At 58.0% G+C, this 374-nt stretch carries 1 pseudogene; it reads right to left on the bottom strand.

From position 1 onward, the window contains the following. A pseudogene (locus tag A6013_RS24620) lies at positions 1–374 on the bottom strand (AsmA family protein); the annotation flags it as partial.

Here is a 374-nt window from a genome sequence, read left to right as displayed (position 1 = left end):
GCCACGCCATTAACCAGATCCACATTCGCCGCCGCGCAGTTCACCCGCACCTCGTCATCGCCAAAGATTTGCCCGATGATAAAGTTACCGACGTTTAGCCCCAGGATCTCCATCAGGTTGCGGCTGACCTGACCGTCGTTCATTAACAGTTTCAGGTTACCGTTGCCGCTCCCCAGCAGCGCCGCCACGGAATTACCCACCCCCCGAATGTCCGCAACGCCCTTCATTTCACCGACGGTTTTCAGCATCAGCTCCACGTTCGGCATCAGCACTTTCAGCTTCAATCGACGCGCCTGGATCTCCGCCCGCCCCTGCATCGGCTGTTAATCGCCTTCAAGGTGAAAGTTTGAGGAAATCGTCCCGCCCGCCATGCC

Origin of the sequence: Enterobacter sp. IF2SW-B1, from assembly GCF_001743375.1 — a bacterium.
In the GTDB taxonomy this organism is placed as follows: domain Bacteria; phylum Pseudomonadota; class Gammaproteobacteria; order Enterobacterales; family Enterobacteriaceae; genus Enterobacter; species Enterobacter bugandensis.
Note: the sequence above shows the minus strand (reverse complement) of the source record. Positions and strands in the feature narration are given on the sequence as shown.